This is a genomic window from Pseudomonas sp. R4-35-07 (genome assembly GCF_003852235.1).
In the GTDB taxonomy this organism is placed as follows: domain Bacteria; phylum Pseudomonadota; class Gammaproteobacteria; order Pseudomonadales; family Pseudomonadaceae; genus Aquipseudomonas.
On record NZ_CP027732.1, the window covers coordinates 5,025,341 to 5,045,491 of the forward strand.

Consider the following 20,151-nt stretch of genomic DNA (forward strand, 5'->3'; position numbering starts at 1 on the left):
CTATTCGGCATTGCTGGAAAGCTAGAAGCCAACACAGATCAAAATGTGGGAGGGGGCTTGCTCCCGATGGCGGTGTATCAGTGACCTATAAGTGCCTGACACACCGCTATCGGGGGCAAGCCCCCTCCCACATTGGTTTTGTGGTGTGGGCGCTACTCAAACAAGGCATCCAAGGCTTGCTCCAGGCGCGTGACCCCAATCACCTGCAACCCCGGCGGCATTTCCTTTGGCGCATTGCCCTTGGGCACGATCGCGCGTTTGAAGCCGTGCTTGGCCGCTTCCTTCAAGCGCTCCTGGCCACTGGGCACCGGGCGCACTTCGCCCGACAGGCCCACTTCACCAAACACCAGCAAATCATGGGGCAAGGGCCGGTTACGCAGGCTGGACATCACCGCCGCCATCAGCGCCAGATCAGACGCGGTCTCCAACACCTTGACCCCGCCGACCACGTTAAGGAACACGTCCTGGTCGTGGGTCGGAATACCCCCATGGCGGTGCAACACTGCCAGCAGCATCGCCAGGCGGTTTTGATCCAGCCCAAGGGTGACCCGGCGCGGGTTGGCCAGATGGCTGTCATCCACCAGCGCCTGGACCTCCACCAGCATCGGCCGGGTGCCTTCCCAGGTCGCCATCACCACGCTGCCGGGGACTTCTTCCTGGGCGCGGGTAAGAAAAATCGCCGATGGATTGGAGACTTCTTTCAGCCCCCGGTCAGTCATGGCGAACACACCCAACTCGTTCACCGCGCCGAAGCGGTTTTTCACCGCCCGCAGCAACCTAAGGCGGCCATCGGATTCACCTTCGAAATACAGCACGGTATCCACCATGTGTTCCAGCACGCGCGGCCCGGCCAGCGCGCCTTCCTTGGTCACGTGGCCCACCAGGAAGATCGCCGTACCGCTCTGCTTGGCGTAGCGCACCAACAGCGCCGCACTTTCACGCACTTGGGAGACGCCGCCAGGGGCAGATTGCAGTTGCTCGGTAAAAATCGTCTGGATCGAGTCGATCACCATGACCTTTGGCTTCTCGATCCGCGCCGTGGCGATGATGGTTTCGATGCAGGTTTCGGTCATGACCCGCAGTTGGTCCTGGGGCAAGCCCAGGCGACGAGCGCGCATCGCCACTTGTTGCTGGGACTCTTCGCCGGTGACGTACAGCGCCGGCATGCGGCTGGCGATGCTGCACAGCGTTTGCAGCAGGATCGTGGATTTACCGATGCCTGGGTCGCCGCCGATCAACACGACGGAGCCGTCCACCAGGCCACCGCCCAATACCCGGTCCAGCTCACCGGAGGCCGTGGAGAAGCGCGGCACCTCTTCGACGCTGACTTCGGCCAAGGTCTTGATCTGCGCTTGTTGCCCGGTCCAGCCGGTGCGCCCGGCAGGGGCCGCAGCGCCGCCGCTTTCAATCATGGTTTCAGTCAGGGTGTTCCACGCACCGCACTCGCCGCACTGGCCCGCCCACTTGGGAAAGGTCGCGCCGCACTCCGTGCAGCCGTACATGCGCTTGGCCTTAGCCATTCGAGAACCTCCAACCGAAAAACCGCGATGATAGCTCAGCGCGGCGCCGGGGTCCGGATTTCGCCGTTGACCAAGCGTGAAGCCGTGTTACCGATGGGGTCTTCGGCGTTGAGATCGGCGCCTTTGGCCTTCAATTCGCCCAGCAATTCGACCCGCTTGAACAGCCCGGCGTACATGGCGGCGGTCTGCCCCGCGCCATTGCGTTGGTCGGGGTTACAGTCGGTCGCCAGCAAGCGCTGGGCGATGCTCAGCTCGCCTTTGAAGATGGCTCCCATGAGCGCAGTGTTGCCGCGTTTGTCCTGCACGCACGCGTCGGCACCGGCGGCGAGCAAACGCTCCACGTAGGCACCTTCGCCGTGATAGGCGGCCAGGATCAGGGCAGTGTAGCCCTTGTCGTCCTGAGTATTCAGGGCGTAGCCCGATTCAATGAAAGTGTTGAGCATGTCGAGATCGCCACGACGGGCGGCGTCGAAATAGTAGTCCTGAAGCTGCGCCTTGAGCGCACCAGGGTCATTGGAGGGGGGTTGTTCGGCCAGCACACTGAACGAACAGCAGGCCAGAAGTGCCCATATGAACGTACGCATGATCAAAATCCTTGAAAAATATCCCCTTGTAGGAGCGAGCTTGCTCGCGAAAAACGTCAACGATAACGCGTGCATCCTGGATAAATGCGTTGCCTTTGAGTTCTTCGCGAGCAAGCTCGCTCCTACAGGAGGGCGCGGTTAGTCGCTCAGTTTTTCAGCCAGTGCTTTCACACGAGCCAGGTCGCCCTTGGCCACCTTGGCCACGCCGGTGCCGTATTCCGGATCGGCCTTGTAGAGGAACGAGAGGATGATGTGCTTGCTCTCATCGTCCGTGGTCGCCAGCGAGCCGCCGAAGTTGTCGATCAGGTCCTGACGCTCTTTCTTGCTGTAGGAGCGATACAAGTCACCGGCCTGCTTGAAGTTCTGCTCACGCTGGATCTTCGCCTGCTGGGTGCTGCCCGACAGCGGCGATTGGCTGTAGCGCGCAGATTGCGGCTCATCCCGTGGCAGCAGGCGGCTTGGCTGGTAGTTCACGCCGGTGGTGGTCTTGCCGAAATTCAGCGCGCCGTCCTGGTTACCGTTGTTGACGGTCACCCGTGGCGCGTTGATCGGCAGTTGCAGCGCGTTGGCGCCCAGGCGGTACATTTGCGTATCGGCGTAGGAGAACACCCGACCTTGCAACAGGCGGTCTTCCGACGGTTCGATACCCGGCACCAGGTTGGCCGGGGCCATCGCGACTTGTTCGGTCTCCTGGAACACATTGGCCGGGTTGCGGTTGAGCACCATTTGCCCGACTTTGCGCTCCGGCACATTCGGCCAGATCTTGGTGGCGTCCAGCGGGTCGAAATCGAACTTGGCCAAGTCTTCAGGTTTCAACACCTGCACATACAAGTCCCACTTGGGGAAGTCGCCCTTGTTGATGTGGGTGACCAGGTCATTGGTCATGTGGCTGTAGTCACGCCCTTGCACTTCGGTGACTTGCTTGGGATCAAGATTCTTGATGCCTTGCAGGCTCTTCCAGTGGAACTTGACATAGTGCACTTCGCCCTTGGCGTTGATCAACTTGTAGGCATGTACGCCATTGCCGTCCATTTCCCGATAACTGGCCGGCGTGCCGGAGTCCGAGTACAGCTCGGTCAGTGTACGAGTGGATTCTGGAACATGGGAGAAGAAGTCGAAACGACGCGAGTCGTCGTCCAGGTTAGTACGCGGGTCCGGTTTGAACGCGTGGACCATGTCCGGGAACTTGATGGCATCGCGAATGAAGAAGGTCGGGAAGTTATTGCCGACCAAGTCCCAGTTGCCTTCGGCGGTGTAGAACTTGGTCGCGAAGCCCCGTGGGTCGCGCAGGGTCTCGGGGGAATGGTTACCGTGGACCACGGCCGAGAAGCGCACGAATACCGGCGTGGCTTCACCGGCGGCGAACACCTTGGCCTTGGTCAGGTCGCTGAGGTTGTCGGTGACGGTGAACGTGCCATGGGCGCCCGTACCACGAGCGTGAACCACGCGCTCGGGGATGCGTTCGCGGTCGAAGCGCTGCAGCTTCTGAATCAGTTGGACATCCTGCAGCAGCACAGGGCCATTGGCGCCGGCGGTCTGCGAATTCTGGTTATCCCCAACGTTGGCGCCGTTATCGCGGGTCAGGTTGGCGGCTTGTACGGAGAGGGTCAGCAGGCTGGCGGTCACCAACGCCAGCGCATGGCGCGCGGACACGGGCCTGCGGTTGATTGAAATGTTCATCAAGGTTTCCTCTGGTTTTTTTAGTGCACATTCAGTTGTGCTTGCCAGAGGCTAGTGACCTGCGGGTCAGAAGATAAATAGAAAAACACCACAGGGCCGATTGAGAAAAAAATATGGTAACCCGCTGAAATACGGCGTATTTCGCGCGCGATTGGTGGCACTTTGCAAACTAATTGCGATTTAATGTGTCGATAAAAACCAACAGTGTTAACGGTTGTGTCGCGCTAGCCCGCTACGACTGACTTACACTGACCTCCACCCTTCTCATCTGTAACAAGGAATAACTTATGGGCGTGATCAGTGAGTTCAAGGCCTTTGCGGTCAAAGGTAATGTGGTCGACATGGCCGTCGGTATCATCATCGGCGCCGCGTTCGGCAAAATTGTTTCCTCATTTGTAGGGGACGTGGTGATGCCGCCGCTCGGCCTGTTGATCGGTGGCGTGGACTTCGGCGACCTGGCAATCACGCTTAAAGCCGCGCAAGGCGATGTACCCGCCGTGGTGCTGGCGTACGGCAAGTTCATCCAGAGCGTGGTCGACTTTTTGATCGTCGCTTTCGCCATCTTCATGGGTGTAAAGGCCATCAACCGCCTCAAGCGCGAAGAGGCCGTAGCCCCGAGCTTGCCGCCGACGCCGACAAAGGAAGAGGTGCTGCTGGGCGAGATCCGCGATCTGCTCAAGGCACAGAATGACAAACCGCTCTGAGCTGCGGCTCAACGTAAAAGGCGCCTCGTGAGGCGCCTTTTTTTTTACCAATAGTTTTCCACCGCCACCTGGCCCGGGCGTCGGCTCAGGCTCAGTTGCATGTCGCGCTGTTTGAGCAACTGGCGAGTGTCGTCGACCATCTGCGGATTGCCGCAAATCAGCACGCGGGAATGCTCCGGGGTCAGCGCGACGCCGGCTGCGCTCTCCAGTTCGCCGTTCTCGATCAACGTGGTGATGCGCCCATTCAACGCGCCCGGATGCCGTTCACGGGTGACGATAGGGATGTAGGTGAGCTTGTGGGCATAGTCGGCCAGGTATTCACGCTCGCCCAGTTCAGTGATCAGCGATTGGTACGCCAGCTCCTTGGCCTCTCGGGCGCTGTACACCAGGACGATACGCTCGAATTTCTCCCATACCTCGAAATCCTGCAGGATCGACAGGAACGGCGCCACACCGGTACCGGTGCCCAACAGCCACAGATCACGCCCGTCTACAAAGCGGTTCAAGGTCAGGAAACCGGTGGCCTGGCGCTCCACCAGCAAGGTATCGCCCACCTTAAGACGGCTTAACTCACTGGTGAACTCGCCCCCCGGAACAACAATGGAAAAGAAATCGAGGTGTTCGTCAAACGGCGAAGACACGATGGAGTAAGCGCGCCATACGGTACTGCCATCCGCCCTAGTGACGCCCAGGCGCACGAACTGGCCGGCGGTAAACCGAAAACCGGCGTCGCGCGTGGTACGCAGGGTGAAGAGACTGGGGGTCAGCGATTGCACGTCGAGCAAGGTCTGGCGGGTAAATTTTTCAGCACTGGCCGTCATGGGAGGCTCCGTTTTGCACAGAGCCTTAGTGTCCCTCAAAGCAGGCCGCGCAAACACCGTTGATTTGTACTGGCATTACCGCCATCCCAACGGCGACGCTGTTTCAGCGTTATGACAAAAGTGGCAAATCAGCGCCGCGCTGCATCGAACTAAATATTTCGCTATTAACGCACTTGCAGTACACCACAAGTTGAAGTCGAGCCTGCAAGAGATGTCATTTTGACAGCATTTACAAGCTCTTGAAAAAACAAGCCCTCCCCCACTAACACCTACAAAAGCTGACTCCTTGTTCAGCTTTGAAGGCGTAAAACAAGCCAACAAATGAAAACATTTTAAGGCTCAAGTGTAGGAGTTCTCCTACACTTGGTTTCGAGCAGCATTGGGATCTGGGCGTACCCAAGGCACATGGAAACCTATGGAGAGTTACCGATGGTCAGATGGCGAAATACACGGCTGCCCAAGCTGGAAGACGAGAATGAAATCACCAGCGTGTTTGAAATGGTCGTCAACCACACCTACGAAATGGGATTCCGATATTGCTCATTTACGATGAGTCCCCAAGCCCAAAGCAATCAAACAACGCCCGTTCACCTTAGTAATCATCCAATTGAATGGAGGAGTCTTTACCAACAAGCGCACTTCTTCGATATAGATCCCGTTGTAGCCCATTGTAAAAATAGTGTGCTGCCCGTTGTCTGGGACAAGAAGACTTTTAGGAACGCCCCTCATTTGTGGGAATTGGCCCGATCGTTTGGCGTTCACTTAGGCTGGACCCAAGCGGTCCATGACTTCCGGGGTGTGTTCAGCATGCTGACCCTGGCGCGTGACAAAGACGAGGTCAGCCCTGAAGAGCTTTACGAAAAAGCCGGGCAAGTGTTGTGGCTCTGCCATGCGATGCATGCGGTCGTGGCAAAAAAATACGCCGACAAAACCCATGTCAACGCGCCCAGTAAGTTAACGGCACGCGAAACGGAAGTGCTCAAGTGGTCCGCCATGGGCAAGACCGCTTCCGAGATCGCCGCGATTCTCTGCCTGTCCGAGCGTACGATAGGCTTTCATATCAGCAGTTCCTTCAAGAAGTTGGGGGTTCACAATAAGATCCAGGCCGTGCTCAGCGCCTCTAAAGCAGGACTGTTTTAGCCCTGACAAGAAACACCGCATGTCATCGCAGTCAAAAAAAAGTAACATTTACGGCCAATTCTGAGTGTTGATGCTGCCCTTTCAGAGGTTGCTTCGCTGTTCACTTAGACGGTTCCGTCGATTACCCAGAGCCTCCCCCGCCATGCCCCTGCTTGACAGCCCTTTCGCCCAACTCGATTTGATTCGTCAGCCCGAGCAATCCAATGACCCGCTGCAAGCCTTCGATGCCGCCGATGAGTACCTGCTCAGCCATCTCGCCAGCCAGCAACCCAACGCGGCAACCCGTGTGCTGGTGCTCAATGACAGCTTCGGTGCGCTCGCGGCCAGCCTTGAAGGCCAGGTGCAGGTGACCTCCAGCGGGGACTCGTTCCTCGCCGCCCAGGGCCTGGAGAAAAACCTGGTGCGCAACGGCAAAGCGTTTGATGCGGTGACGTTCGTGCCGGCCAGCCAGGTGCCGGTCGGGCCTTTCGATCGGGTGCTGCTCCGGGTGCCAAAAACCCTGGCGCTGCTGGAAGAACAGTTGATTCGGCTGCACGGGCAGTTGGCGCCGGGCGCCGAAGTGATCGCCGGGGCCATGCTCAAACACTTGCCACGCGCCGCTGGCGAGCTGCTGGAACGTTATATCGGGCCGATGCACGCCACGCTGGCGGTAAAAAAGGCCCGGCTGCTGATCGCCAGCGTTGCCGATCGACCGGCGCCAGTATCGCCCTACCCTACCCGCTACACGCTGGATACACCGGCCATCGAATTGCTCAACCATGCCAATGTGTTCTGCCGCGAAGGCCTGGACATCGGCACGCGCGCCTTCCTGCCCCACTTGCCGAACAACCTGGGCAGCGCCCGCGTCGCGGACCTGGGCTGCGGCAACGGCGTATTGGCGATTGCCAGCGCGCTGCACAACCCCGACGCGCAGTACACCCTGGTGGATGAGTCGTTCATGGCGGTGCAGTCAGCCACCGAGAATTGGCAGGCCGCCCTGGGGGCACGTGACGTGATCGTGCGTGCTGGCGACGGCCTGGCCGGCCAGCAAGCGCAGTCGTTGGACGTGGTGCTGTGCAACCCGCCGTTCCACCAGCAGCAGGTGGTGGGCGATTTCCTCGCCTGGCGCATGTTCCAGCAGGCACGGGAAGCCCTTGTGGTAGGCGGCGCGTTGTATATCGTGGGCAACCGTCACCTGGGTTATCACAGCAAGCTGGCGCGCCTGTTCCGTGGCGTCGAACACGTGGCGGCCACGCCCAAGTTCGTCATTCTCAAGGCGCGCAAATAAAAAAAGCCCTGCCTTCTATAGAAGAACAGGGCTGAAAGAGCCGGACCGCAAGGCCCGGATCGGGATGTCAGTGTGTGGTAAGGCCCGCCGCACTCATGAACATGCGCATCAGGCTGGCGACGATAAACAGGGCTAGCACACTGCCGGTCCAGATCATCGCCAACCACCCAAGGCGCCGCCACAGCGGCTGTTTCTCGGCCTGTTCGATGTCGTGCAACGAAGGTTTGCCCGCCATGTCGCGACCCTCCTAGTGATAACCGTCTTCGTGGGTGACCTTGCCGCGGAACACGTAGTAGCTCCAGAAGGTGTAGCCCAGGATGAACGGGATGATGAACAAGGTGCCTACCAGCATGAAGCCCTGGCTCTGCGGCGGTGCGGCGGCGTCCCAGATCGATACCGACGGTGGGATGATGTTCGGCCACAGGCTGATCCCCAGGCCGCTATAACCCAGGAAAATCAATACCAGCGTCAGCAGGAACGGCGTGTAGTGCGCATTGCGTGCCACGGCGCGGATCAGCCCGTACATGGTCACCAGTACCAGCACCGGCACCGGCAGGAACCAGAACAGGTTCGGCAGGGTGAACCAGCGCGAAGCGATTTCCGGGTGGGTCAGCGGTGTCCAGATACTCACGATACCGATCACGGCCAGCACCACGAAGGCCAGCGGCCGCGCCAGGTTGTGCATCTGTTCCTGCAACTTGCCTTCGGTCTTCATGATCAGCCAGGTGCAGCCGAGCAGCGCATACGCCACGATCAATGCCACGCCACAGAACATCGTAAACGGCGTGAGCCAGTCCAGCGAGCCTCCGGCGAACTGGCGGTTGACCACCGGAATCCCATCGATAAACGCCCCCAGCGCCACGCCTTGGAAGAACGTGGCCGTCAGCGAACCGCCGATAAACGCCTTGTCCCACAGGTGACGCTTGTGGTCCTTGGCCTTGAAGCGGAACTCAAAGGCCACGCCACGAAAAATCAGCCCGATCAGCATCAGGATCAGCGGCAGGTACAACGCCGACAACACCACGGAATAGGCCAGCGGGAACGCACCAAACAGTCCCGCGCCACCCAATACCAGCCAGGTCTCATTGCCATCCCACACCGGTGCCACGGTGTTCATCATGACGTCGCGGTCAGTCTTGCCCGGTACGAACGGAAACAGGATGCCGATCCCCAGGTCGAAACCGTCCATGACCACGTACATCATGATCCCGAAAATGATAATCACAGCCCAGATCAGCGGCAGATCAATGCCCATCTCAATTCCCCTTGTGCTGGATGTCGTCGTGGTCGTTGTCGGTGCCATCATCGGCAGCGGACAGCGGACGGGCCGGTGTGCGTTTCTGGCCAGGACCACCATGGGTCGGCTCAGTGACTTCGTGAATCACAGGCCCTTTGCGCACCAGACGCATCATGTAACCCAGGCCCGCACCGAACAGCGCGAAGTACACCACCACAAACAGCACCAGGGTGATGGTCATCTGCGCCAGGCTATGCCCGGAGGACGCATCCGCCGTGCGCATCAGCCCGTAGACCACCCACGGCTGGCGACCGATTTCGGTGGTGAACCAGCCAGCGAGAATCGCGATCAGGCCGGAGGGGCCCATCCACAAGGCCAGGTACAGGAACGGCTTGGACGTATACATCTTGTCGCCCCGGCGCAGCCACAGGCTGAACAAGCCGGTGAAGATCATCAGCAAGCCCAGGCCGACCATGACCCGGAACGACCAGAACACCACGGTCGAATTAGGACGGTCTTCAGGCGGGAATTCCTTGAGCGCCGGCACCTGTTTATCCAACGAGTGGGTCAGGATCAGGCTGCCCAGGTAGGGAATTTCCACCGCGTACTTGGTTTTTTCAGCCTTCATGTCCGGCCAGCCGAACAGGATCAGCGGTGTGGGTTCATTGCCGATGTTTTCCCAGTGGCCTTCAATCGCGGCAATTTTTGCCGGCTGGTGCTTCAAGGTGTTGAGGCCGTGGAAGTCGCCGATCACCGCCTGGATGGGCGCGACGATCAAGGCCATCCACATCGCCATCGAGAGCATCTTGCGGATCGCCGGATTGTCCTTGCCGCGCAGCAGGTGCCAGGCCGCCGACGAGCCGACGAAGAACGCCGTGGCCACGAAGGCCGCAGTAGCCATGTGCGCCAGGCGGTAGGGGAACGATGGGTTGAAGACCACGGCGAACCAATCGGTGGGGATCACTCGGCCATCAACGATTTCAAAGCCTTGGGGCGTCTGCATCCAGCTATTGGATGAGAGGATCCAGAAGGTCGAGATCAGCGTACCGATAGCCACCATCACGGTGGAGAAGAAGTGCAGGTTGCGCCCTACCTTGTTCCAGCCGAACAGCATCACGCCAAGGAAACCCGCCTCGAGGAAGAAGGCGGTGAGCACTTCGTACGTCAGCAGCGGCCCGGTGACGGCGCCGGCGAAGTCGGAGAAGCGGCTCCAGTTGGTGCCGAACTGATACGCCATGACCAGGCCCGAGACCACGCCCATGCCGAAGTTGACGGCAAAGATCTTCGACCAGAAATGGTAGAGGTCGCGGTAAGTGTCGTTACGGGTCTTGAGCCACAAACCCTCCAGCACCGCAAGGTAACTGGCCAGGCCGATGGTGATCGCCGGGAACAGGATGTGAAACGAGATGGTGAACGCAAATTGAATTCGGGCGAGATCTAGCGCCTCCAAACCGAACATAAGTCTTCCTCTGTCAGGTAATACCGGCTGCGGGCTCGGAGCCTGCACCCACTGCCCCCACGGATATGGAGTGTGACGAATTTCAATTCGTTTCTTTTTTTACCCGTCACGTAGGGAATCTGGCCTTTCGGCCGCCAGAACAATCCCGGTGCGGGTGTTGATCTGGATCAAGCATCGTTGAAAGAGTAGTCCCATTTGCGCTGCCCGGTTGTGTGGTCTTTTGCCGCGTGACAGCTTGCCTCACCAGGGTTATTGCAACTATTTGTTACAACACAATGCTAATCTCGCCATTCCTTTCGGTCTCGACCTGTACTCCCAATGCCTAGTGAACCTGCGTTGCTGTTACGTCACCACCGCCCCTTCATCGCGTTCTGGCTGGCGCGGATCTTTACCGCCAGCGGCTTCCAGATGCTGACCGTGGCCATCGGCTGGAACCTCTACCAACTGACTGGCAATGTGCTGGACCTGGGGCTGGTCGGCCTGGTGGAGTTCGTGCCGCGCGTGCTGTTCATGCTGCACACCGGGCATGTGGCCGATCGCTATGAGCGACGCAAAGTCGCTGCCATCTGCCAGACCGTACAGGCGCTGATTGCCCTGTCCCTGGCCATCGGCGGCCTGACCGGCAACGTGACCCGCGAGATGATCTTCATCCTCGCTTTCCTGCTGGGCGCCGCGCGTTCATTCGAAATGCCCACCACCCAGGCATTGCTGCCGAGTATCGTGCCCAGCGCGCTATTCCCCCGGGCCGTGGCCTCGTCGCAATCGGCCCAGCAATTGGCGACGATCGTCGCCCCGGCCCTCGGTGGTTTGCTCTATGCGTTCGGCAGCGTTTGGGTGTACGGCCCGACGGTAGTGCTGTACCTGATCGCCTGCGGCTTGACCCTGAACCTGCCTGCGCGCCAGACGCCGCTGAACAAAGGCAAGGCCACCCTGGATTCGCTGCTGGCAGGGATTCGCTTTATCCGCAGCCGGCCGGACATCCTCGGCGCCATTTCCCTGGACCTGTTTGCCGTGCTGCTGGGCGGCGCCACCGCGTTGTTGCCGGTGTTCGCCAAGGACATCCTGCTGACCGGCCCCTGGGGCCTGGGCCTGTTGCGCTCGGCACCAGCGGTGGGGGCGCTGTTGATGTCGTTGTGGCTGGCGCGTTTCTCGGTGGACCGCAAGGTCGGCCGCGTGATGTTCACCGCAGTCGGGGTGTTCGGCGTGGCAACCATCGCGTTCGGGCTGTCGACCTCGTTCTGGTTTTCCCTGGGGGTGCTGGTGGTGCTGGGCGCGGCGGATATGATCAGCATGGTGATCCGGGCGTCGTTCGTGCAGTTGGAAACGCCGGATGAGATGCGCGGCCGGGTCAGCGCAGTCAACGGCCTGTTTATCGGTGCTTCCAATCAATTGGGTGAGTTCGAATCAGGGATCACCGCCCATTGGTTCGGCACCGTGCCCGCCGTCGTCATGGGCGGGATTGGTACGCTGGTGGTGACCGGGGTGTGGATCAAGCTGTTCCCGACCCTGGCGAATCGGGACCGGATGCATGTGCCGGTGGAAGAGCCCGGGCTGAAGCCCACCGCATAACCTGAGCCTTGAACAGGATAAATGTGGGAGGGGGCTTGCCCCCGATAGCGGTAGATCAGTCACATCATCCTCGACTGATACTCCGTCATCGGGAGCAAGCCCCCTCCCACATGAGTTACGCGGTGTGTTTTAGAGCACTTTGTCCAGGGTGATCGGAAACTCCCGAACCCGCTTGCCAGTGGCGTGATAGATGGCATTCGCCACCGCCGCCGCCACCCCGACAATGCCGATTTCGCCCACGCCCTTGGACCCGAGCGCATTGACGATTTCGTCGTGCTCTTGGACAAACACCACGTCAATCTCACCGATATCGGCATTCACCGGGATGTGGTACTCGGCCAGGCTGTGGTTCATGTAGCGACCCAGCTGATGGTCGACCTGGGTCTCTTCGTGCAGCGCCATGCCGATGCCCCACACCACCCCGCCGAGGATCTGGCTGCGCGCCATTTTCGGGTTGACCACGCGCCCGGCCGCAATCGCGCTGACCACGCGGCTGACCTTGATGGTGCCCAAGTCTTCATCTACCCGCACTTCGACAAACACCGCCGAATGGGTGGCCGTGGCATAGCCCTCGCGCTTCTTGTCGGGCTCGCTGTCGACCTGCACCTCAAGCGCGTCCTCGCCGCTGTCCTTGACCAGTTGGGCCAACGACACACTCACATCGCCGGTGTGCAGTTGGCCGTCTTCAAAGCGCACGGACTCGGCATCCTTGAACACCGGGTAAGTCTGCCGGGCAACGGCCAGCAGTTTGGCGGTCAAGGCCTCGCAGGCTTGCTGCACGGCGGTGCCGACGGACGACACGGTAAACGAACCGCCTTGCAGCGGCGCGGTAGGCAGTGAGGAATCACCGAGCAAAAACACCACGTCCTCCACCGCCACACCGCTGGCCTGCGCCGCGATCTGGGTCATCACGGTGTAGGTGCCCGTGCCGATATCGGTGGTGGCGCTGCTGACGGTGAGTTTGCCGCTCGTATCGAGGCGCGCCTTGGCGCTGGCTTTCATCTGCATGGCTTCCCACACACCACCGGCCATGCCCCAGCCGATCAACTGGCGGCCGTCGCGCATGCTGCGTGGTTCGGGGTTGCGCTGGCTCCAACCAAAACGCTCGGCACCTTCGCTGTAACACTCGCGCAGGGCTTTGCTCGACCAGGGCTTGTCTTCGTTCTGGTTACGTTCGGCGTAATTGATCAGGCGCAGTTGCACCGGGTCGATGGCCAGGGCGCAGGCCAGTTCGTCCATGGCGCATTCCAGGCCGATCACGCCCAGGGCGGCGCCGGGAGCGCGCATGTCCAGTGGGGTGAAGACGTCCAGCGGCACCAGTTTGTAGGTCAATTGCACGTTATCGCAGTGGTAGAGCATGCCGCTCCATTCCACCACGTGTTCGCTGAAATCCTCGAAGCGCGAAGTCTGGCCAATCGCGGTATGCCCCAGGGCCAGCAAGCGCCCGTTGGCGGCGGCGCCCATCTGCAAGCGCTGCAAGGTGCGCGGGCGGTAGCCGAAGGTGAACATCTGTTGGCGGGTCAGGGTCACGCGCACCGAGCGCTTGAGCGCCAGCGATGCCATCACCGCCAGCGGCAATTGGTACTGTGGGCGCAGGCCCGACCCAAACGCGCCACCGACGAACGCGGCGAAGATGCGTACCTGGCTCTTATCCAGGCCAAAGACTTTTTGCACATACGCCTGGCAGTTCTGCGGGCCCTGGGTTTTATCGTGGATATGCAGGGTGCCGTCGGGCTGGTACAGCACGGTGCTGGCGTGGGGTTCCATCGGGTTATGGTGTTCGATGGGCGTGCTGTAGTGCAGATCGAGGCTGATGGCGGCACCGGCCCATTCGGCCTGGAAGTTGCCACGCGGCCCGGGCGGCGTCTGAGGTGAAGGGTGAGCCGATTGCTGCTGGGCGATCAGGTCGGTTTCGAAACCTTCCGCCGCGTACTCGATGTCGACCAGCGAGCCGGCATGCCGCGCCAACTCCAGGTTATCGGCGATCACCAGGGCCAGGGGCTGGCCGCTGTAGAGCACGCGGTCGTTATACAGCGGGCGAAATGGCGAGCCGTCGGCAGCATCCGCATCGGCGAAGGCATCGTCGTAGCTGGCGATTTTGGGGCGATTGAGGTGATGAATGACCTCCACCACACCCGGCAGTGCCAAAGCCCTGGAGGCATCGATGCGCAGGACACGGCCTTTGGCGATGGTGCTCGACACCACGCTGCCATGCAGCAGGCCGTCCTCGGGAAATTCACCGGCATAACGCGCTTTGCCGGTGACCTTGAGCAGACCGTCGACACGGTCCAGGGGTTTGCCGATGGCGCTCATGGCTGTTCTCCTGCGACCGCAGCGTCGCTCAGTGCACGAATGATTGCGCGGCGCGTCAGCTTGATCTTGAAGCCGTTGTGTTGCAGCGGCTCGGCATCCTGCAGCAGGGCATCGGCAGCGTTACTGAAGGTTTCGCGGCTGACGCTGCGACCTATCAGCGACGCCTCTACCGCGCGGTCGCGCCAGGGTTTGTGGGCCACACCGCCAAGGGCCAGGCGGGCGTCGATGATCTCGTCGCCGTTCAATTCCAACGCGGCGGCAACCGACACCAGCGCGAACGCGTAGGACGCACGGTCGCGAATTTTCAGGTAGTGGCTGTGGCGGGCCAGGTTATCGGCAGGCAATTCAATGGCGGTGATCAGTTCGTCGTCGGCCAATTGGTTGTCGCGTTGCGGTGCATCGCCGGGCAGGCGGTGGAAGTCGGCGAACTCGATGACCCGCGCCCCGCCGCGCCCTTCGACATGCACCCGCGCCTCCAGCGCCGCCAGGGCCACGCACATGTCCGAAGGGTGGGTGGCGACGCACTGCTCGCTGGCGCCGAGGATCGCATGGATGCGGTTCAAGCCGGTGCGCGCCGGGCAGCCGCTGCCGGGCTCACGCTTGTTGCACGGCACCGTGGCGTCATAGAAATAGTAGCAACGGGTGCGTTGCAGCAGGTTGCCACCGGTACTGGCCATGTTGCGCAGTTGCGGCGAGGCCCCGGCAAGAATGGCCTGGGACAGTAATGGGTAACGCTCCTCGATGAGCGGGTGCCAGGCCAGGTCGGCATTACTGACCAGCGCGCCGATACGAAGGCCGCCGTCGGCGGTTTCTTCGATGGCATTGAGCGGCAGTCCGGTGATATCGATCAGGTGTTCGGGGCGGCTGATGTTCTCTTTCATCAGGTCCAGCAGGTTGGTGCCCCCGGCAATAAAGCGCGATGCCGCGCTGCTCAGGTGCACCGCCTCGTGCACGTCGGCCGGTTTGCTGTAATGGAAGGGGTTCATTGCTCACCTCCCCGGTTGCTGCACGCCGGCAGCGCCTCTTCGATGGCCGCGCGGATATTACTGTAGGCACCGCAGCGGCACAGATTGCCGCTCATCAATTCCTGCACCTGGGCACTGTCGTGGGCGCGGCCTTCGTTGGCCAGGCCGACCGCCGAGCAAATCTGGCCGGGGGTGCAGTAGCCGCATTGGAAGGCATCGTGCTTGATGAAGGTTTGCTGCATCGGGTGCAGTTGGTCGCCGTCGGCCAAGCCTTCGATGGTGGTCAGCTCGGCGCCGTCGCACATCACGGCCAGGGTCAGGCAGGCGTTTACGCGCTTGCCGTCACGCAAGACGGTGCACGCGCCGCACTGGCCATGGTCGCAGCCCTTTTTGCTGCCGACCAGGTCCAATTGTTCGCGCAGCAGGTCCAGCAAGGTGGTCCAGGGCAACACACTCAATTGGCGATCCTGGCCATTCAAGGTCAAGCGTATCGGGTGGGCGACGAACGGCTGGGCCGCCGCGCCATTGGGGGTCGCGCTCATAAACACCTCACGGGTTGATGTACATCCGCGGCGTTCAGGGAAATCGCCGTCTCAGGGGTACGACTTCCCAGGGTTTTGAGCGTTCAAGCCAATTGATCAGCGGATATTGAGCTGGGCTTTCAGGGTGTTTTGCGGAGGATTGATCGAGGTATTGGTGAACTCGAACCAACCCTGGGCTTGCACGTTGAGGTCAAACACATAGATGTAGCCCATCAGTGTGCCCACGCCGTTACAGGCCTCACTGATGTTGCCCACCTGGCACACCGCCGTGCGCTGCCCGTTCAACTCGGCGCCATTGAAGCGGCCCATCGGGCTGTTGCCCAGGCCGACCTCCATCACCGAAACCTTCGTGGGCCCACGATGCTCGCACATCTGGGTGGTCTGTACACGGTCCGGGATGGCCTCGCTGCACTTCGCCGATTCGACCTTGAACACCCGCACCTCGCTCAAGGCCGGTGCAGCCGCGCCCCACACCGGTGCCGCGCCGAGCCACAGGCCCAGACAAGGGATCAGAGCTAGACTCCACGCGTTGGCTTTTTTCATGCTGTCGATGACCTGCTGTTGAACGTCGGCGCAGTATGCCTCAAGGCCATGCGCCACACAGCCTCGGCTGCTGGTATGATGCGCCGCTTTTTCCGATCCTCTCTGAAGCCACAAGCGCTTGGCGCAGTTTGTGCTTTGACTTAGAGGTCAACAAATCACGACGCAAGATAGCGTCACAGGGAGCCGGCATGCTGGAAAAGCTGTTTCAACTCAAAGCCCACAACACCAACGTGCGCACCGAGATTCTCGCGGGTATCACGACATTCCTGGCCATGGCCTACATCCTGTTCGTGAACCCGAGCATCCTCGGCGAAACCGGCATGGACAAAGGCGCGGTGTTTGTCGCGACCTGCCTGGCGGCGGCCATCGGTTCGACCGTGATGGGCCTGATCGCCAACTACCCGATCGCCCTCGCCCCGGGCATGGGCCTCAATGCTTTCTTTACCTACACCGTGGTCCTGCACATGGGCCACACCTGGCAGGTGGCATTGGGCGCGGTGTTCATTTCGGCGGTGCTGTTCTTCCTGCTGTCGATCTTCCGTATCCGTGAGTGGATCATCAACAGCATTCCCCTGCCCCTGCGCTCGGCGATTGCCGCCGGTATCGGCCTGTTCCTGGCGCTGATCGCCTTGCACAACGCCGGTATCGTGGTCGCCAATCCGGCCACGCTGGTGGGCCTGGGCGACCTGAAACAACCGGCGCCGATCCTGGCCACCCTCGGTTTTGTGCTGATCGTGGCGCTGGAAGCCCTGGCCGTGCGTGGTGCGGTGCTGATCGGCATCCTGGCGGTGACCATCGTGTCCATTGTGATGGGCTTCACCCCGTTCGGCGGCGTGACCTCGATGCCACCGTCCCTGGCCCCGACCTTCCTGCAACTGGACATCAAGGGCGCGCTGGACATCGGCCTGGTCAGCGTGATCTTCGCGTTCCTGTTCGTCGACCTGTTCGACAACTCCGGCACCCTGATCGGCGTCGCCAAGCGCGCCGGCCTGATGGGCAAGGACGGCCACATGCCGAAAATGGGCCGTGCGCTGATCGCCGACAGTACGGCGGCCATGGCCGGCTCGCTGCTGGGTACTTCGACCACCACCAGCTACATCGAATCTGCCGCTGGCGTGAGCGCCGGTGGCCGTACCGGCTTGACCGCCATCGTGGTCGCGATTCTGTTCCTGCTGGCGCTGTTCTTCTCACCGCTGGCAGCCAGCGTACCGGCCTTCGCCACCGCGCCGGCGCTGCTATTCGTGGCCGTCTTGATGACGTCCGGCCTGGCCGAAATCGACTGGGATGACATTACTGTGGCCGCGCCGGTGGTAATCACCGCCCTGGCGATGCCCTTCACTTACTCCATCGCCAACGGCATCGCCTTCGGTTTCATCGCCTGGACCGCCATCAAGCTGCTTTCGGGCCGCTACCGTGAGCTGAACCCGGCCCTGGTGATTCTGTCGATTCTGTTCGTGATCAAGCTGGGCTGGTTCAACGCATGACTTTCGACGCCGCACACTACACCGCTCAACTGCAAGACAAGGTCACGCGCCTGCGTGACCTGCTGGCACCGTTCGACGCCCCCGAGCCGCAGGTTTTCGACTCGTCGCTGCAGCACTTCCGCCTGCGCGCGGAGTTCCGCCTGTGGCGCGAAGGCGGCGAGCGCCACTACGCGATGTTCGCCCAGGACGACAAGCGCACGCCGATCCTGATCGAAGCGTTTCCCATCGCCAGCCAGCGCATCAACCAGTTGATGCCGCAGCTCAAGGCCGCCTGGCAAGCCAGTGCCGCCCTGAGCCACAAACTGTTCCAGGTGGAGTTCCTCACCACCCTGGCCGGCGACGCGATGATCACCCTGTGCTATCACCGCCCGCTGGATGAACACTGGCACACCGCAGCGAACAAGCTGGCGGCTGAGCTGAACGTGAGCATCATTGGCCGTTCCAAGGGCAAGCGCGATGTGATCGGCCGCGACTACGTGGTGGAAAAACTCGAGGTCGGTGGCCGCACCTTCAGCTACCGCCAACCCGAAGGCGCCTTCACCCAGCCCAACGGCACGGTGAACCAGAAGATGCTCAACTGGGCGTACGACGCCCTGGGTGATCGCCCGGACGACTTGCTGGAGCTGTACTGCGGCAACGGCAACTTCACCCTGCCGCTGGCGACCCGCGTGCGTAAGGTGCTGGCCACTGAAATCAGCAAGACCTCAGTGAATGCGGCGTTGAGCAACCTCGATGAAAATGCCGTGGATAACGTCACCCTGGTGCGCCTCTCCGCCGAAGAACTCACCGCGGCCCTGAATGAAGTGCGCCCGTTCCGCCGTCTGCACGGCATCGACCTGAAAAGCTACGCATTCGGCAGCGTCTTCGTCGACCCGCCCCGCGCCGGCATGGACCCGGACACCTGCGAACTGACCCGGCGCTTCGACAACATCCTGTATATCTCCTGCAACCCCGAAACACTGGCAGCGAACATCGCGCAGTTGCACGACACGCACCGCATTACCCAATGCGCAATGTTTGACCAGTTTCCGTGGACGCATCATATGGAATCGGGGGTGTTGCTGACCCGTCGATAACGCTGTCAGGCATCATCAGCTCCCACACTGAAATTCATGTGTCCGTCGAGTCGCCGGGTTCCAACACTTCCTTGCGCGGCCGGCCGCCCTTCTTGCCATTGGCCCGGGCGGCGGCCGATTTGGCGGCGCTGCGTTTGCGACCGTTTCGGGAGGCTACCAGGCTCGTGGCGAGGTCCATCAGAGGCTGGCTTGTGGCGATAAGGCCAGTGATCGAAACGTCCAGGTCCTGGGCCTCGCAGCAAAGCGCCTTGCCGCCGAAACCCACCTCCAATTGCTGGAAATCCTGCTGCGAAAACTTCTCGAACTCCGGCAGACCGGCCACCGGCAACATGACACGGCTGCCATCGCTGAAGCCAATGGAGATGCAGTCGTCTTGATAGCGCACGTTGCTGGCGTTGGCATACAGACGTTTCAGCTTGCGCCCACGGGCGATTGCCTTGTCGACGTCAGCATCGCTGAGAGGCACGTAGGGTTTGACTTTGGCTTTTACGATTTTCTTCATAATTCAATCTCCACAGACCCTGGTGCCCTGACCAGGCTCAAAATTGTTTTTTGCCCCACGACATCGTGCCGCGCACGTGCGATCACATAAACACCCCGCCGAATGATCAACCCCGGCAACAACTCACTGGTTTCCCAATCCCAAGAATGGTTCTCCAGGCAAACTGTTTGAAGGTTTTCCCACCAGATCCTGCGTGCCCGTGCCAAGTAGTGCCGCTGCATTATTGCCTCGCGTAATTCCTCCAAGACCGCCTTGGGTGGTCGGCAGCGTTCAGGGTTTACATCCCACAGCTCCACGTCCCCATCCAGAAAACTGAAACGAAAGCGCGCATCCCACGCCCTTCCCCTGACATGCACATGAGGCGGGCAATGCTCATCCCTGAGAAATACCGAGATTACATATCCCTTGTAAGCACCTACTCTCATCGTAACCCATCCGTTAGGTTATTTTCCGCCCGGTAACAATTTTCACGTGTCACCCGGCAACCGGCTTCATGCTCACGAAGCTGCTTCAAAGATTAGTAACGACGAACACACCGGCGAACGCCGGGTTGTAACCACTCATGCCGACAGCTGGGGAGACTCCGGCCACGCCCGTAAATCGTGTTTACACTGCAATCCGTCGTAACACTTCATCAACAGCAGCTCCTGCTGATTAACGGTTCGATAATCGAACAGGTCCGGCGACTTCATTTGACCAAACTAACCATTCAGTACATTTTATCTCCACAACCAATAAAAACTGT

Annotated in this window: 19 protein-coding genes; 6 read left to right on the forward strand and 13 right to left on the reverse strand. The window is 60.6% G+C overall.

Annotated elements, in window-relative coordinates; translation table 11 throughout:
- Positions 1–152: 152 nt before the first annotated feature.
- From radA to katB, 3 genes are all read right to left on the reverse strand, one after another.
- A complete protein-coding gene (gene radA, locus C4J89_RS22910) occupies positions 153–1,520 on the reverse strand; it encodes a DNA repair protein RadA (RefSeq protein WP_124368425.1) in 1,368 nt (455 codons plus the stop codon).
- Between the two features lie 35 nt (positions 1,521–1,555).
- Positions 1,556–2,104 carry an ankyrin repeat domain-containing protein gene (locus C4J89_RS22915; RefSeq protein ID WP_124415644.1) on the reverse strand — a complete coding sequence of 183 codons (549 nt, stop codon included), beginning with the start codon at positions 2,102–2,104 and terminating at the stop codon, positions 1,556–1,558.
- A 138-nt stretch (positions 2,105–2,242) separates the two neighbouring features.
- Complete coding sequence (gene katB / locus C4J89_RS22920; RefSeq protein ID WP_124415645.1) at positions 2,243–3,784, reverse strand: catalase KatB; 1,542 nt, start codon at positions 3,782–3,784, stop codon at positions 2,243–2,245.
- Between the two features lie 287 nt (positions 3,785–4,071).
- Between katB and mscL the strand changes: the two genes are divergently transcribed.
- Positions 4,072–4,488 (forward strand): large-conductance mechanosensitive channel protein MscL, encoded by a 417-nt coding sequence (gene mscL, locus C4J89_RS22925; protein WP_065910193.1) that lies wholly within the window; start codon positions 4,072–4,074, stop codon positions 4,486–4,488.
- A gap of 44 nt (positions 4,489–4,532) precedes the next feature.
- Here the strand turns inward: mscL and C4J89_RS22930 are convergent, their stop codons facing one another.
- A complete protein-coding gene (locus C4J89_RS22930; protein WP_124364493.1) occupies positions 4,533–5,309 on the reverse strand; it encodes a ferredoxin--NADP reductase in 777 nt (258 codons plus the stop codon).
- 429 nt (positions 5,310–5,738) lie between these two features.
- Between C4J89_RS22930 and C4J89_RS22935 the strand changes: the two genes are divergently transcribed.
- Together C4J89_RS22935 and C4J89_RS22940 are read left to right on the forward strand one after the other, a co-directional pair.
- Positions 5,739–6,449, forward strand: coding sequence for a LuxR family transcriptional regulator (locus tag C4J89_RS22935; protein ID WP_124416062.1), 711 nt, complete (start codon positions 5,739–5,741; stop codon positions 6,447–6,449).
- Positions 6,450–6,591: 142 nt separating this feature from the next.
- The gene (locus C4J89_RS22940) at positions 6,592–7,716 is read left to right on the forward strand and encodes a class I SAM-dependent methyltransferase (protein WP_124415646.1); all 1,125 of its coding nucleotides are present in this window, start codon (positions 6,592–6,594) and stop codon (positions 7,714–7,716) included.
- Between the two features lie 67 nt (positions 7,717–7,783).
- On the opposite strand, the gene C4J89_RS22945 is transcribed toward C4J89_RS22940, so the two are convergent.
- From C4J89_RS22945 to C4J89_RS22955, 3 genes are read right to left on the reverse strand one after another with little or no spacing between them, the layout of a single operon-like run.
- A complete protein-coding gene (locus tag C4J89_RS22945) occupies positions 7,784–7,951 on the reverse strand; it encodes a DUF2474 domain-containing protein (RefSeq protein ID WP_124415647.1) in 168 nt (55 codons plus the stop codon).
- Positions 7,952–7,963: 12 nt separating this feature from the next.
- Positions 7,964–8,971 carry a cytochrome d ubiquinol oxidase subunit II gene (gene cydB / locus C4J89_RS22950; RefSeq protein ID WP_124364495.1) on the reverse strand — a complete coding sequence of 336 codons (1,008 nt, stop codon included), beginning with the start codon at positions 8,969–8,971 and terminating at the stop codon, positions 7,964–7,966.
- A 1-nt stretch (position 8,972) separates the two neighbouring features.
- The gene (locus C4J89_RS22955; RefSeq protein WP_124364496.1) at positions 8,973–10,412 is read right to left on the reverse strand and encodes a cytochrome ubiquinol oxidase subunit I; all 1,440 of its coding nucleotides are present in this window, start codon (positions 10,410–10,412) and stop codon (positions 8,973–8,975) included.
- A 318-nt stretch (positions 10,413–10,730) separates the two neighbouring features.
- Between C4J89_RS22955 and C4J89_RS22960 the strand changes: the two genes are divergently transcribed.
- Complete coding sequence (locus C4J89_RS22960; protein ID WP_124364497.1) at positions 10,731–11,981, forward strand: MFS transporter; 1,251 nt, start codon at positions 10,731–10,733, stop codon at positions 11,979–11,981.
- Positions 11,982–12,110: 129 nt separating this feature from the next.
- Here C4J89_RS22960 and C4J89_RS22965 read toward each other — a convergent pair whose 3' ends face one another.
- From C4J89_RS22965 to C4J89_RS22980, 4 genes are all read right to left on the reverse strand, one after another.
- The gene (locus C4J89_RS22965; RefSeq protein ID WP_124415648.1) at positions 12,111–14,294 is read right to left on the reverse strand and encodes a xanthine dehydrogenase family protein molybdopterin-binding subunit; all 2,184 of its coding nucleotides are present in this window, start codon (positions 14,292–14,294) and stop codon (positions 12,111–12,113) included.
- Positions 14,291–15,280 carry a xanthine dehydrogenase family protein subunit M gene (locus C4J89_RS22970; protein ID WP_124415649.1) on the reverse strand — a complete coding sequence of 330 codons (990 nt, stop codon included), beginning with the start codon at positions 15,278–15,280 and terminating at the stop codon, positions 14,291–14,293. The genes C4J89_RS22965 and C4J89_RS22970 overlap by 4 nt, the downstream gene beginning before the upstream one ends.
- Entirely contained in the window at positions 15,277–15,801 is a 525-nt protein-coding gene (locus tag C4J89_RS22975) for a (2Fe-2S)-binding protein (RefSeq protein ID WP_124415650.1), read from the reverse strand. The genes C4J89_RS22970 and C4J89_RS22975 overlap by 4 nt, the downstream gene beginning before the upstream one ends.
- Before the next feature lie 96 nt (positions 15,802–15,897).
- The gene (locus C4J89_RS22980) at positions 15,898–16,344 is read right to left on the reverse strand and encodes a DUF4879 domain-containing protein (protein WP_124364501.1); all 447 of its coding nucleotides are present in this window, start codon (positions 16,342–16,344) and stop codon (positions 15,898–15,900) included.
- 188 nt (positions 16,345–16,532) lie between these two features.
- Here C4J89_RS22980 and C4J89_RS22985 point away from each other — a divergent pair, with 188 nt between their 5' ends.
- Positions 16,533–17,828, forward strand: coding sequence for an NCS2 family permease (locus C4J89_RS22985; protein WP_124364502.1), 1,296 nt, complete (start codon positions 16,533–16,535; stop codon positions 17,826–17,828).
- Positions 17,825–18,904 (forward strand): tRNA (uridine(54)-C5)-methyltransferase TrmA, encoded by a 1,080-nt coding sequence (gene trmA / locus C4J89_RS22990; protein WP_124415651.1) that lies wholly within the window; start codon positions 17,825–17,827, stop codon positions 18,902–18,904. The genes C4J89_RS22985 and trmA overlap by 4 nt, the downstream gene beginning before the upstream one ends.
- A 34-nt stretch (positions 18,905–18,938) precedes the next feature.
- Here trmA and C4J89_RS22995 read toward each other — a convergent pair whose 3' ends face one another.
- Positions 18,939–19,406, reverse strand: coding sequence for a DUF2442 domain-containing protein (locus tag C4J89_RS22995; protein ID WP_124415652.1), 468 nt, complete (start codon positions 19,404–19,406; stop codon positions 18,939–18,941).
- Positions 19,403–19,831, reverse strand: coding sequence for a DUF4160 domain-containing protein (locus C4J89_RS23000; RefSeq protein ID WP_124415653.1), 429 nt, complete (start codon positions 19,829–19,831; stop codon positions 19,403–19,405). The genes C4J89_RS22995 and C4J89_RS23000 overlap by 4 nt, the downstream gene beginning before the upstream one ends.
- Positions 19,832–20,151: the final 320 nt, after the last annotated feature.